The sequence below is a fragment of the Streptococcus sp. 27098_8_86 genome, assembly GCF_041432595.1.
Lineage (GTDB): Bacteria > Bacillota > Bacilli > Lactobacillales > Streptococcaceae > Streptococcus > Streptococcus pneumoniae_F.
On record NZ_JAPVZW010000003.1, the window covers coordinates 62,650 to 75,955 of the forward strand.

General features: G+C 37.2%; 13 protein-coding genes, 1 tRNA gene and 1 pseudogene. 3 read left to right on the forward strand and 12 right to left on the reverse strand.

Going from position 1 to position 13,306, the window contains the following annotated elements; translation table 11 throughout:
* Nucleotides 1-6: 6 nt before the first annotated feature.
* The 7 genes from O3616_RS03985 to O3616_RS04015 all read right to left on the reverse strand — a co-directional run bounded on the left by O3616_RS03985 (nt 7) and on the right by O3616_RS04015 (nt 4,398).
* A complete protein-coding gene (locus O3616_RS03985) occupies nt 7-504 on the reverse strand; it encodes an antirestriction protein ArdA (RefSeq protein WP_000342539.1) in 498 nt (165 codons plus the stop codon).
* Between the two features lie 116 nt (nt 505-620).
* On the reverse strand, nt 621-842 hold the full coding sequence (locus O3616_RS03990; protein WP_001009056.1) for a hypothetical protein: 222 nt from the start codon (nt 840-842) through the stop codon (nt 621-623).
* 42 nt (nt 843-884) lie between these two features.
* Entirely contained in the window at nt 885-2,090 is a 1,206-nt protein-coding gene (gene mobT / locus O3616_RS03995) for a MobT family relaxase (protein WP_000398284.1), read from the reverse strand.
* A 22-nt stretch (nt 2,091-2,112) separates the two neighbouring features.
* Nucleotides 2,113-2,265 (reverse strand): hypothetical protein, encoded by a 153-nt coding sequence (locus O3616_RS04000; RefSeq protein ID WP_000879507.1) that lies wholly within the window; start codon nt 2,263-2,265, stop codon nt 2,113-2,115.
* 2 nt (nt 2,266-2,267) lie between these two features.
* Nucleotides 2,268-3,653 carry an FtsK/SpoIIIE domain-containing protein gene (locus tag O3616_RS04005; RefSeq protein WP_000813488.1) on the reverse strand — a complete coding sequence of 462 codons (1,386 nt, stop codon included), beginning with the start codon at nt 3,651-3,653 and terminating at the stop codon, nt 2,268-2,270.
* A gap of 28 nt (nt 3,654-3,681) precedes the next feature.
* On the reverse strand, nt 3,682-4,068 hold the full coding sequence (locus O3616_RS04010; RefSeq protein WP_000985015.1) for a YdcP family protein: 387 nt from the start codon (nt 4,066-4,068) through the stop codon (nt 3,682-3,684).
* A 15-nt stretch (nt 4,069-4,083) separates the two neighbouring features.
* A complete protein-coding gene (locus O3616_RS04015) occupies nt 4,084-4,398 on the reverse strand; it encodes a YdcP family protein (RefSeq protein ID WP_000420682.1) in 315 nt (104 codons plus the stop codon).
* Nucleotides 4,399-4,949: 551 nt separating this feature from the next.
* Here O3616_RS04015 and mgaSpn point away from each other — a divergent pair.
* Nucleotides 4,950-6,427 (forward strand): annotated as a pseudogene (gene mgaSpn, locus O3616_RS04020) (virulence factor transcriptional regulator MgaSpn).
* 307 nt (nt 6,428-6,734) lie between these two features.
* On the opposite strand, the gene O3616_RS04025 reads toward mgaSpn, so the two are convergent.
* The 3 genes from O3616_RS04025 to O3616_RS04035 form a co-directional block, all read right to left on the reverse strand.
* Nucleotides 6,735-6,878: a hypothetical protein gene (locus O3616_RS04025; RefSeq protein WP_371638158.1), complete on the reverse strand. Its 144-nt coding sequence runs from the start codon at nt 6,876-6,878 to the stop codon at nt 6,735-6,737.
* A 62-nt stretch (nt 6,879-6,940) separates the two neighbouring features.
* Nucleotides 6,941-7,945, reverse strand: coding sequence for an NADP-dependent oxidoreductase (locus tag O3616_RS04030; protein ID WP_371638159.1), 1,005 nt, complete (start codon nt 7,943-7,945; stop codon nt 6,941-6,943).
* Nucleotides 7,946-8,035: 90 nt separating this feature from the next.
* Nucleotides 8,036-8,467 (reverse strand): Rrf2 family transcriptional regulator, encoded by a 432-nt coding sequence (locus O3616_RS04035; RefSeq protein ID WP_000379854.1) that lies wholly within the window; start codon nt 8,465-8,467, stop codon nt 8,036-8,038.
* Between the two features lie 981 nt (nt 8,468-9,448).
* On the opposite strand from O3616_RS04035, the gene O3616_RS04040 reads away from it, so the two are divergent.
* Both O3616_RS04040 and O3616_RS04045 read left to right on the forward strand, forming a co-directional pair.
* A complete protein-coding gene (locus O3616_RS04040; protein WP_020900385.1) occupies nt 9,449-10,738 on the forward strand; it encodes a membrane protein in 1,290 nt (429 codons plus the stop codon).
* Between the two features lie 9 nt (nt 10,739-10,747).
* Nucleotides 10,748-11,836: an AI-2E family transporter gene (locus O3616_RS04045; protein ID WP_070657341.1), complete on the forward strand. Its 1,089-nt coding sequence runs from the start codon at nt 10,748-10,750 to the stop codon at nt 11,834-11,836.
* 271 nt (nt 11,837-12,107) lie between these two features.
* On the opposite strand, the gene O3616_RS04050 is transcribed toward O3616_RS04045, so the two are convergent.
* Complete coding sequence (locus tag O3616_RS04050; protein ID WP_020900386.1) at nt 12,108-12,623, reverse strand: DUF308 domain-containing protein; 516 nt, start codon at nt 12,621-12,623, stop codon at nt 12,108-12,110.
* Nucleotides 12,624-12,977: 354 nt separating this feature from the next.
* Nucleotides 12,978-13,050: transfer RNA gene (locus tag O3616_RS04055), tRNA-Lys, on the reverse strand.
* Nucleotides 13,051-13,306: the final 256 nt, after the last annotated feature.

Here is a 13,306-nt window from a genome sequence, read left to right on the forward strand (position 1 = left end):
ACAGATTTAATAGACGATTTCAAAAATCCCATGATTGGTTGAGATAAACGTTCCTGAAAGGTCTAAATCCCGACCATAGGCTTGATAATCAATATAGTTTTGAAGACTAGCTGGTACTTCGCCTAAAGCACCCGTTTCTTCAATGTAGTAGCGTGCCACGTCATACATATCATCACAATCGGAATGAATGATAATATCCTCTTGATGTTCGCTTAGTTCTTCAATGCTTGAAAAATGAGTGAGCAGAGCAGATAGCTCCGATTGTAATTCTTCGGGTAATTCCGATACCATTTCCCATAGTCGATTGAGTTCGCCAATGGAAGTGTATTCGTCAACCGTAAAGGGTAACTCGTAGTCATGAATGGCGTATTCCTCATATTCATCATTCAAGCCGATTTTCTCTTTGACTTCCTCAAAGTCAATGGGAAAGGTAAACCACGCACCGACCAATTCGCCCTCATTGTATTTGCCTAAATTCGCAATATAGACTTGCATATCGTCCATATATTCACGTCCTTTCTTTGTAGAGATTCAAAAATCCCTACCGCACTTCGTTTGGTGTACCATTCCTTTGCGGAACATAAGAAAACCACTTATATTCCACAAAAGAACGGTTTTATTTAAGCACCAATAATGCGATTGAATAGCTCTAGTAAAATGTCTTTTACTCCAGCAGCGTTGAAGACTAAGCCAACCGCAATAATCGCAATAATTAAAAAGCCAATCAGTTTGCTAAACTCACGCTTGAAGCCAAGATACAAGCCAATCACAACGATTGCTAAAAGCACCAGTGATTGAGCGTTTGATAGAAACCAGTTATAAAGGTTTTGTCCAAAATTCATAAAAATGTTCTCCTCTCTATATTCAATGAATTTGTATTTGAGTTATTTTTTTGTTGTTATCACGTCCTGTTCTTTTACTGACTGTTGCTTCAAAATCTGCTTGTGTCGGTCTGTCAGTTTCGCATGGTCGAGAATGTCTTTTACAACCTGCGTCTGGTTGATTTCATCAAGTTTAATCGCAACCTTTAAGGTCGGGGCAACTTGATGAGATAGCCAGTTCAGCGTCCTTTGGAAGGAGTAAGGCTCTGGTTTTGTGGTTAGTTTTAATCGTTCACGATTGTTCCCAATAAACCAAGCCCATTCTTCATTCAGTTTCCAATCAGAACGAGGTTTGGAATCGTCTTTATCTACAAAACGGATATACCGATTGATAATTTTAAAGGCGGTATGCTCTGGATTGTCATAGACGAGTAAATCACGGACTGCATAATAGGCACGCTCATTTTTCAATCGAATCTCAAAACGGTTTTTTACTTCTGCGTCTTCAATGGGAATATCATTTTTCTTGTACTGCTCGTAGTCCTTTTCATAGATACAGAAATAAACTTCACTTTGTAATGAACCGATATAGAGGGTGTTTCCCATACATTCCTTTTCCTCTTTGCGTACCAGTTCGCCACTGCGATAGCTTTTAAAACTGCGGAAGACGGAGATACATTCTTCCTGTTGGCACTTTTCAGTGAGTACAGGGATATTCAAAATCCCTGTCTTATCGTTAATGGCAAGGTCAAGGCGTTTCATCACACCGCCAGCCACCAAAACGTCCATAAAGAACTCATACCAGCTTCTTTGTTGTGCCAGAAGATAGCTTTCAAATTGTCTGCACCCACGACCTTTCAATTCCACCAGAACTCCTTTGTCCAGTTCATGGGAGCAAAGGACGAATATGTCGCCTAAAGCATAATGCTCTGAATAAGAATAGAAACCATAGTCCTCATGAAGAAAATAGGACAGTTTCAGTTGTAAGATGTTTTCGACCACCTGCTGTACGTCTGTTGTCGGAAAGCGAATCCTTACATAATCAAACAGCATTTCAAGGGGAGCGTCGGGATTGAAGCGTTCCAGAGCTTCCCAAAGGGACTGCTGTAAATCCTCTGATGGCTTGACTTTTCCTGTTTCAATATCGCTTAGATACTGCCTTGTAATACCAGTCGCAACAGCTAAACGGTTTTGAGATAGTCCATAAGCCAAGCGTTTTTCTTTTAAATGCTGTAACCAAGTTTGTTCATTCAGTAAAAATCCCTCCAATCAAAAAGGCGTATGTCAACTTTTAAAGCCCATTTGACATACGCTGAAATTTTGTAAATCCCTTGTAACCAAAGGATTTTCTAATGTTTTTTTGACTGTTTCCTGTCGATTTGTACCCCCCTGTTAGATACGGGGGGTTAAGTGCTGGCGTGGCTATTGCCACACCAGCCAGCAAGATCAGTCCACACCTGCGACTTCCGCTTCGCACGTCGCCTGCGTGGACTGTCTGCTGTTGGATAACTTTTTAATTTCCTCCAAGAAATCATATCCTTTTGGTACAAGGGGAGTATAAAACTCTGATATGACACTTGTTCCTACATCAACATAGCCACGACCTTTGATTCGCTTTAAGAAGAAATCCTTTTGTACGTCACTGCCAAACATCATGCCATAGCCCATTTCAGACATACGACCTAAAGCCACTCTGAAATTAAACTGATCACGGATTCCGTCGCCTAAATATTTTGCGTCTGGACGTTGACAAGCCAGTATTAGAAAGAAGCCAGCTTGACGACCTAACATGACAATCTGTTTCAGCTTATTCATAACTGCGGTGTTTTCTTTTGTTCCCAGCATTTCCATGAAAGCGACGTATTCATCAAAGATTAAGAAGTGTGCCGGGAGACCTAAGTAAGCATAATTTTTGCCAGTCTTATAGTTCTTCATCTGCTTCATTTCCTCACTACGTTTCATCATTTCTTCATAGAATGTTTCAATGCAAGAAAGCAAGTCTTCTTTTCTATAGTAGACATTTGCCATCACAGAACCTAAGTCCGCAAGGTCAGCATTTTTCGGGTCAAGAATATACAGTTTTGAATCTGTATGAAGCAAGGCTTCAATCAGTGTCAGTATAAAGTAAGTTTTACCGCCACCTGTACCACCAGCAATCAACATATGAGGGAGCTTATCATATTCCCACCATACGTTTTTCATTAAGCGAAGTTTACCATCTTTAGCTTCTACTTCATCAATAGAAATACGACTGGCTATGGTGTCATAGAGCAAAGTATATTCCACATAGGAATCCTTTAACTCTTTATCCGTCAGCTCACAGTACAAGCCACTCTCTAATTTCTTTTCCAAGTGTAAGAGTTGGTCTTGATATTTTCCCAGCGTGATTTCCACCCGTATCTGTATCAAGCCATTTTTAAGTCGATAATACATTTTAGGGAAGTAGGTTATCTTTTCCTTTGTACGACCAGCACTATCTTTAAAGAAACCCTCTGTTTTGACCTGTTCAGATTCATACCACTTGTTTTCAAGTATCATCTTTGCCAGTTTTTGACGGTGGTAAAGTTGTTTAACCGTATCATAGCGAACCCGTTTGAATACAAACGCTACCAGCAAGCAGATAAGAATTGCGACACTGAAACTGATAATTAAATAGGGAATGTCAATCTTATCTGCTTGTGATAGGTTAAAATCCTGCCAGTTGATCTGCTGGATTGTCTTCACATGAAACAGTCCGACAACCAGCAGGAAAACAGGCAGGAGTGACGCTATCGTAAAATGAAAGACTAAATCTTTACCAGATGGGCGAATCCTTTTACCACGCTGTTTCATGCGAAAAAGTCTCCTTTCTACCTAGCGACTATTTGTCTTGTGTCGGTTCTTTCTTTGCTTGTGGTTGAGCTTTGAATGAACTAGAATCCTTTGTCAGCACAATATCGTCTGCCTTGATATACCAGTCAACATCTGCTCCTTGATAGGTGGCAGTAGCAACGGTGTCCGCAATGGGATTGATAAGTTCCACCCGTGCGTTATAATCAAACTCTTTCAAAGGCACGCTGGCAGGAATACTTACTTGAATCATGCGTCCTTGTCCTTTGGATTTTAAGTCATAGGTACGTTCCTTGATTTCATCTGAAACCGACCCGTCTTCATTTTGGATTCTCACTTCACGACGTAGAGCAGAGAATTTCAATTCTCCAAAAGTCGTGTCTTTATCTAATACAATGCCATTTGCTAATCTCATCATTTTTCCTCTCTTTCTTTATTCTTTTATCATGTCGTCAGCATGTAAAAGGTAATTTGTAAAACCACGAGTGCCGATTTTGTAGCCCTCTGCGGTAATACGTGGATTGACTAACTTCACACGTTCCTCAAAGCCGAAATGTTTTTCGCCAGCTTCAGCAGGAAGCACCACCACAATATCATCTGCTCTTTGAACATCAGAATAGAGATTATAGCTTCTTGATAAGACAGTTAGCCGTCCGTTGATTCTTCGCTGAACGACTTTATCCTCGCCAGCAAATTCTAAATTGCCGAATGTTTTTTCCATGTTGGGAATCACAAATTTAAGTTCCATATTTTTACCTATCCTTTCTTTTTTATTGGCTGAATGAATGTTTGATGGTCTTAAAGAGTGGGGAACGACCTTTTGATTCTTGATTTTTTGTTTTCATAAGTTCACTTCCTTTCAAAATCGGGTAAAAAAATAGACACCTCATTTTTTGAAGTGTCTACCTATTAAATATTCAAATTTTATTGGAAGTATCTTTATATCTTCACTTTTCAAGGATAAATCGTCGTATCAAAGCTCATTCATAAGTAGTAAATTAGTAGTAAATTGAGTGGTTTTGACCTTGATAAAGTGTGATAAGTCCAGTTTTTATGCGGATAACTAGATTTTTATGCTATTTTTTTAAATAAAAATATAATCTTTCGACTTGAATTTGATTCTGTATTCACGCACTTAATAGACGGTAAAATAAGAAAATTGTTTATATATTGCCTCCGTAGTGTTATTATACGAGATAAAGGATCTTAGTAAAAGTCGTTATAGCATGCTATACCTATTCATTGTGGTATAATTGCAAGAGGTGAAATCCGATAATTTATAAAAAGAGAAAGACATTCATGAGAGATTTATTATCTAAAAAAGTCATAGGCAATTAGAATTATTAGAATTATTATTTGAACATAAACGATGGTTTCATCGTTCTGAACTAGCAGAGTTATTAAATTGTACAGAACGTGCAGTCAAAGATGATCTATCCCATGTTAAATCTGCTTTTCCTGACTTGATTTTTCATTCTTCTACTAATGGTATACGCATTATTAATACCGATGATAGTGATATTGAAATGGTTTACCATCATTTCTTTAAGCATTCAACTCATTTTTCGATTTTAGAATTTATCTTTTTTAATGAAGGCTGTCAAGCTGAAAGTATTTGTAAAGAATTCTATATCAGTTCATCTTCGCTCTATCGTATTATTAGCCAAATCAATAAAGTGATTAAAAGGCAATTTCAATTTGAAATCAGTCTGACCCCTGTTCAAATCATTGGAAATGAGAGAGACATTCGTTACTTTTTTGCACAATATTTTTCAGAAAAATATTATTTCCTAGAATGGCCATTTGAAAATTTTTCATCAGAGCCCCTATCTCAATTGTTAGAATTGGTTTATAAGGAAACAAGCTTTCCAATGAATTTGTCAACGCATAGAATGCTAAAGTTGCTCCTAGTTACGAACCTATATAGAATAAAGTTTGGTCATTTCATGGAAGTAGATAAAGACTCTTTTAACGATCAAAGTTTGGATTTTTTAATGCAGGCAGAAGGAATATAAGATGTTGCTCAGAGTTTTGAATCAGAATACAATATCTCTTTAGATGAAGAAGTTGTTTGCCAATTATTTGTGTCTTACTTTCAAAAAATGTTTTTCATAGATGAAAGTCTCTTTATGAAATGCGTAAAAAAGGATAGCTATGTTGAAAAATCTTACCATCTATTGAGTGATTTTATTGATCAGATTTCAGTCAAGTATCAGATTGAGATTGAGAATAAGGATAATCTGATTTGGCATCTGCATAATACCGCACATCTGTATCGTCAAGAGTTGTCCACTGAGTTTATTTTATTTGATCAAAAAGGGAATACAATCAGGAATTTTCAAAATATTTTCCCTAAATTTGTTTTAGATGTAAAAAAAGAGCTTTCTCATTATTTAGAGACTCTTGAGGTTTGTTCTAGTTCAATGATGGTAAATCATCTATCTTATACCTTCATCACTCATACCAAACATTTGGTGCTTAATTTACTACAAAATCAGCCAAAGCTGAAGGTTCTGGTTATGAGTAATTTTGATCAGTATCATGCAAAATCAGTAGCGGAAACACTTTCTTATTATTGCAGCAACAATTTTGAACTTGAAGTTTGGACTGAATTAGAATTATCAAAGGAATCTCTAGAAGAATCGCCTTATGATATCATCATTTCTAATTTTATTATTCCTCCGATTGAAAATAAGAGACTCATCTATTCCAATAATATAAACACGGTCTCACTCATATCTTTGTTAAATGCCATGATGTTTATTCGATTAGACTAGTGATTGAAAGAAGACTCCATCCATCTCTAGGGTAGATTTCCTTTAGATAGGTGGAGTCTTTTTGAATATTAAAAAATTTCATATCTATCATTAGCAGAAATCCTAGTTACATTCATTTTGGGACCTGTTTTAAATAGTATATATACAGAACCAAGCATCAGAAGTTGAAAAGAAAGATCTTTTAATCCTTTATCAAAATACTTGAAACAGGATGTGTCACAGATTGAATCGAAACCCTTGCCGATCATTGGTTGGATATGCGAATACGGATTAGGATACTATCTGGATCACTAAATTCTAACTCTCTTTAGTTTAACCATGTGATCGGCGCCCCAACTTCACGTGTATGCTGGTCAATGATGAGGAGTTCCTCTTTACTTGTAACCTCAATGAGATAGTAGGTTAGGACTGGCAAGCCTGCTGACGTTTGGTTAGACCTTTTCCGAACCACTTATCTATTGCCAAGTGATGTATTGATTTTTAGTTGTAATATATGACATGATTTTTTCCTTTTTATTTCTTAAAGCTGAGAACTGTTTTTCCACGTGAGCGACCATTAGCGACTTTGTCTAATGCGCTATTTACCTGTTCAAATGGGTAAACTGTATCGATAGAGGGTTTGATGTCTAATTTACTAAAGAGGTCAGCTACCTCTTGTAATTGAGTACCATTGTTTTCTACAAAGATAAAATGGTAGTGAACACCGTATTTGTTAGCCATCTTATCAAATTTGCGACCTGCTAAGCCAAGAATAATCTGTTTCCATTTTGGTAGATTCATGCGTTTGGCAAAAACACCGTTTGGCATAGCACGGAGGGAAACAAGATGACCACCTTTTTTCATGATGGACATTTGTTTCTCAGTTTCAGCTCCACCGAGAGTATCGAGGACATAATCAACCTGGCTAACAGTTTTTGTATAATCCTCTGTTTTGTAATCGATAAATCTATCTGCTCCTAGTTTCAAGACACGCTCAGCACTATCTCCAGCTCCATTTGTGATGACTTTCAATCCTTTGGCTTTGGCAATTGGAATGGCCATTCCACCGACACCACCAGTCCCACCAGAAATAAAGATTGTTTTCTCAGCTTGAGCGCCCACGAGGTCAAGAGCCTGCATGATAGTCAAGGCAGTAAGAGGAACAGCAGCAGCTTCCTCGTCTGATAGATAGTCTGGAACCTTGGCTAAGGCTTGGCTATCGACAGCTACGTATTCTGCAAAGGCGCCGATATGATCAAGTGGCAGACGGCCAAAGACACGGTCTCCTATCTGAAAGTTGTCAACTTGCTTGCCAATGCTTTCAACGATTCCAACCACTTCGTTACCTGCAGTTTGAGGAAGTTTGTAAGGAACAATCATCTTGACCTCACCACGAGAGATCATGTTATCGAGAGGATTAACCCCGGCTGCGGTGACTTTCACCAAGACTTGTTTGTCTGTAATACTTGGTTTAGCGATTTCTGTGATGTTCAGTGTGATATTGTTTTTGTTATAAGTAGTGTGTTGTGCGGCTTTCATGTGATTTCTCTTTTCTTTTTCTATATGATTTTATACCTGTATCTGATACAAGTATATGTTATTTCCAGTAAAAACTGACTTGTTATCAAATCAGTTTCGGACTTGTTTAGCTTGTTTATATAGATTGTCAATGACATCTTCTAAAGTTTGATTTGCTAATTCCTTCTCTAATTGAGATTCGGCACTAGCGAAAAGCGGTGAAACTGCTCCTTGGATATGTTTTCCAACAGGGCAATCAGGATTGCTATTTTGATGAACAGGGAATAAACTAATGTGATTGATTTCTTGAGTAGCATAGTAGATCTCTAGTAAAGTCATTTTCTTTGGAGACTTACTGAGTTGATAACCTGTTTTTCCTTGCTGGGAATGAATCAAATCTGCATTTTTCAATAAGGCAATCACTTTTCGAATGTAACTAGCGTTAGTCCCAACACTAATAGCTAGTGCTTGAGAACTTAAGGTTTCCTTGCTTTCACTAATCATTGTTAAGATATGCAAAGCAACTGAGAATTTTGTATCCATATGAATCCCTCTCTTAATAAACTTGTATCAGATACAAGAACAAGTATAACATAAATTAAAAGAAAAGCAAGTCTTTTGTTTTAAATTTTAAAAAATTTTGAGTGCAATCAGATTAGAGCTGTCTGGGAAGGGTGTTCATAAAATTATACCGTTGATATCCATTAGTTGACCAAAAGTAGAACAGATACACAAAAAAGCCTTGTAAATCAAGGCTTTTTCCTGTTGTATTTAGATGCCCCCTACAGGGATTTGGAAAGGACTTTCATATTGAGAGCAATTAAAAATATTGAAATATAAGTGATTTTAGGTATTTTCAATGTCATGATTTAAAAATGGGACAAAAGTGGGGCAAATCAGTTATAGACAAGCAAAAAAGCCTTGTAAATCAAGGCTTTTTCCTGTTGATTTAGATGCCCCCTACAGGGATTTGGAAAGGACTTTCATATTGAGAGCAATTAAAAATATTGAAATATAAGTGATTTTAGGTATTTTCAATGTCATGATTTAAAAATGGGACAAAAGTGGGGCAAAAACCATACAGATTCTAAACTGTATGATTCTTTTTTTATCTAACCAAGAAAGGTTAAAACTTATTAAAACAAATGCAATCAACTGTTGAAAACTTTTTAGTCCGTGTAATATAAAAACAAGTAAAAAGTTGAACTATAGGGAATATTGTGTCATAATAGGTAATAGATGAATAATTAATAGATTGGAAATAATGCTTTCTTACCTTAACAAGTTGAATTGGTTATACATTTTTTCGTCGCAATTGTGTCTATCTCTCGAGTTTAGCTAGTTTTTATAAGCTCTGGTTTCTAATCAATATAACAATTTTTAGAAGTGCATAAGACAAGATGGTGACATTACTACAGTCATTTCTAGTCACCATATGTTGCTGGCACAGGCTGTTTGTAGTGTTGGCTATTTACTAGTCAGTTTAATCGGAGTGTTTAATTTTTATTGTTGAAAGGTTTTTATATGGCGAAAATTCTATCTTTAGGTCTGACAGGTAAGAAATTACTTGCTCAGGGGTTCTTGTTTGTTCTGCTAGGTCTCATCTTGATGGTCACGGGGACTTGGTTGCCAGTAAAGGTTATTCGACTGGTTCTGTTTTTAGCTTGGATAGCAACGGTCTTAGATTTAGTATTACGTATTTTCAAAAAAAGTCAGTCAACGGACACCTTGGGAGTTGCACTGGTTAAATTGTTAGTGCTGGGATATTTGCTTGGCTCCAATCTTGCGACGGATGTGCCGATTTATATTTTGGCTCTTGTGATTGGAGTTTATCAGATTTTTCATGCTAGTATTAACCTTGTCACCTATGTTCTCTACCGCAAAAACAAAATTCGACCTCGTTTTCGTCTCTTACTAGATGGACTCGTACTAGTTTTTCTTGGTGGGACTAGTCTTTTGTCCTCTACAGGAAATTCTGTCTTTCAACTCTTTGTATTAGGGGCTTATTTTTTCCTTTATGGTGTGTCCAATATCCGTGATGGTTTCTTGTTTGAGGGGGAAATTGGGAAAAACCATCTCAAACGTCGTATTAGAATTAGCTTACCTATTGTCCTAGCCGCTCTCATCCCTGCAAGAACTTTAGCAAAAGTTAACAAATTTATGCTGGAAAATGCTGATGAGGAAGAAGATATCCATCTTGGAATGGTGAAGTCTGGTAAGACAGCGGAGCTTGAAATTTTTGTTCATACAGCTGAGACCTCTCTGTTTTCGGCAATTGGTCATGTGGATATCTGCTATCAAGGCCGTGTTATTTCTTATGGCAACTATGATCCGTCTTCTGAGACCTTATTTGGCATGGTAGGAGATGGTGTCTTATATTTCTGTGATCGTGACAAGTACATTGACCTATGTAAACGTGAGAGTCAAAAAACGCTTTTTGGTTATGGGATAGATTTGACGCCTGAAATGGAAAAAGCAGTTCAGAAAAAGTTGGCTGAATTGAAACAACTGACGATTCCATGGGAGCCAAGTGCAGATAAAATCATGACAGGTGATGGTAAGGAAGACTACACCTACGCTTATAAAATCAGACATGAGACAGATGGGGAACTTTATAAATTTATCAAATCTAAGTTTAAATCCTACTTTGTCTTATCTACAAACTGTGTGCTCTTGGCTGATACCATAGTCGGTCAGGCTGGCACCGATATCCTCTCACCCAAAGGATTTATCGCTCCAGGAACTTACCAAGCCTACCTTAATCGAGAGTTTGAAAAACCAAATAGTATAGTCGTATCTAAACATGTTTATTAAGGAGAATTTATGAACTTAGTAAAAAAATACACCCCGTTAATACTTTTTATAGGGCTGGTTGCTCTTGTAATTCTGAATGCATCGAGCTTTATATCAGGAGCAATCTCTCTCTTTGATGTAATATCAACCTTGATTTATGGTGCTGTTATTGCTTTTGTTCTTAATGTTCCTATGAAAAAAATTGAACAGTACTTAGTTAAATTGAAGGTAAAGGCAGAGTTGCGTCGTCCGATTGCCATGGTACTTGTTTTCCTAGCTCTTATCTTAATCGTGATTGCTCTTTTGGTTTTGGTGCTGCCAACCCTAGCCCAGACTATTAGTCAGCTGGGAACAGTCCTTTCAACAGTCCTGACTCAACTTGGGAAATTGCTAGGCAGCTCGGAATTTGTAACCAAAGACATGTTGTCAACTATCGTATCAGGCATACAGGGACAATCTAGTTCTATTAGCCAAGCTTTGATAGGTTTTTTATCAGGTCTGACTAGTAATATCGGCAATATTTTTTCAAGTTTGATGAATGCCTTTTTGATTATAGTCTTCACCTTTTCATTTTTATCCAGTAAGGAACATTTGGCAGCGATGACGAGTCGACTTCTAAAAGTTTTTCTTCCAGAGAAGGTGGTGATAAAGTTGACTTACATTGGACAAGTAGCACTAGAGACTTATGACCAATTTTTGATGAGTCAGCTGATTGAAGCAGTTATCATAGGAGTTATGATAGCGGTTGGTTACAGCGTGTTTGGGATACCCTATGGAGTAATGACAGGTATCTTTGCAGGAGTGCTATCGTTCATTCCTTATGTAGGGCCTATGATTGCTTGTGTTGTGGGAGCGATTTTTATCTTCACAGTGAGTCCTACTCAAGCCTTACTTTCTCTTCTTCTATATCAAGTTATACAGCTGATTGAAGGAAACCTTATTTATCCTAGAGTTGTAGGTCAGTCTATTGGTTTGCCAGCTATTTTCACGCTTGCGGCTGCTAGTATTGGAGGGAATCTTTTCGGACTACTTGGAATGATATTCTTTACCCCCGTATTTGCTGTTATCTATCGACTGGTTAAAGAATTTGTCGTCGCAAAGGAAAATCAGGTAGATTAAGAAAAACTAAATTTAATAAGATATACTGAGAAGAGAGTGAGAGATTCTCTTCTCTTTTATTTTTAAATACTTTGCTACAAAAAGCTATTGGACGTCAAAAAAAGCCTTGCAACCAAGGATTTTTCCTGTTGATTTAGATGCCCCTACAAGGCTCGAACCTGCGCCCCATAGCTTAAGAGTCTACTGCTCTACCGACTGATCTAAGAAGGCAAATAAAAAGCTGAGAATGTAACTTCCCAGCTTTTTTAATATGCCCAAAATGGCAGCTAGATTATTTACGAAAGGCATCAAGGATATAGGTGAAACCAACAATTAAAAATGCAAAGGCAACGACATAAACGACAAAGACACTTGTAGCTACTGGATTGAACAAAATCACTAGACCTAGTAAAAATGCAAGCAACGCTATCCACATGATATGGTTGCCAATAATAGGGAAAATCAATCCCAGACGATTGCCTTTAAAGAAAGCTATAATGGCTTCTACAATTAACCAAATTCCTAAAATAGTTGGAATGACAACTGGTAGCGTCACAAAGCCATAGGCAACGAGGTAAAGAGCCAAGAGAAGATTAACAATCCCTTGGAAAAGATGAGCTGGTGAGCGAAGCACTTTTGGTACAGAGAAATAGCCTAAAATAGCTGCTATAGAAGCAACCAGTAAACCAAATGCAATCCACCAGCTGTAAGCAACAAGATTAGCTACTGGGTCTGTAAATAGAAAGAGTGCTAAAAGGACAAAAACAACTCCTGCAAGGAATAGCAGTAAACGATTAGAAAATTTCATTTCAATACCCCCTATATAGTATAGTATAGTTTGATAATAAAAATATTATACACCTTTTTAGAGGAAATATCAATAAACAAAATGGAAAATTTGGAAGTTTCAGTCTGATTTATGAAAAGAAAATCAGTTTTTATTATTTTGAAAATAAAAAGAGAAGATAAAATTTGTCTTCTCTACATGAAAATATTGTATGGAATCAAAGCAAAAGTAACTGGCTTTACACTATTTGTAAAGATGTAATTTGATTCAAAAAGAAAAGATAGATTTAAAATGTGGGACAAATGATGGGGTAAATCAGTTATAGACAAGCAAAAAAAGCCTTGATTTACAAGGCTTTTTCCTGTTGTATTTAGATGCCCCCTACAGGGATCGAACCTGTGACCCACGGATTAAGAGTCCGCTGCTCTGCCAGCTGAGCTAAGGAGGCAAAGAAAAAAGCTGTATTGGTGCCGAAACTTCACGGTTTGTATTGAACCCGCGCAATTAAGCAGGTGGGCAACTCGCTCTAACTGAAGCTGTTTCCGTGTGAGACGGCCTACATGCTGTTAGAAGACTTTTGTTTCCCTAATAATACAAAAAATAGTCGGTCAACACTTAAGTGTGAAGTCGTACACCACAGCGTTTCTATGTTTATATGATACCACTTTTTCAAAAAAAATCAAGAGGAAAGTGCAATTTTTTGA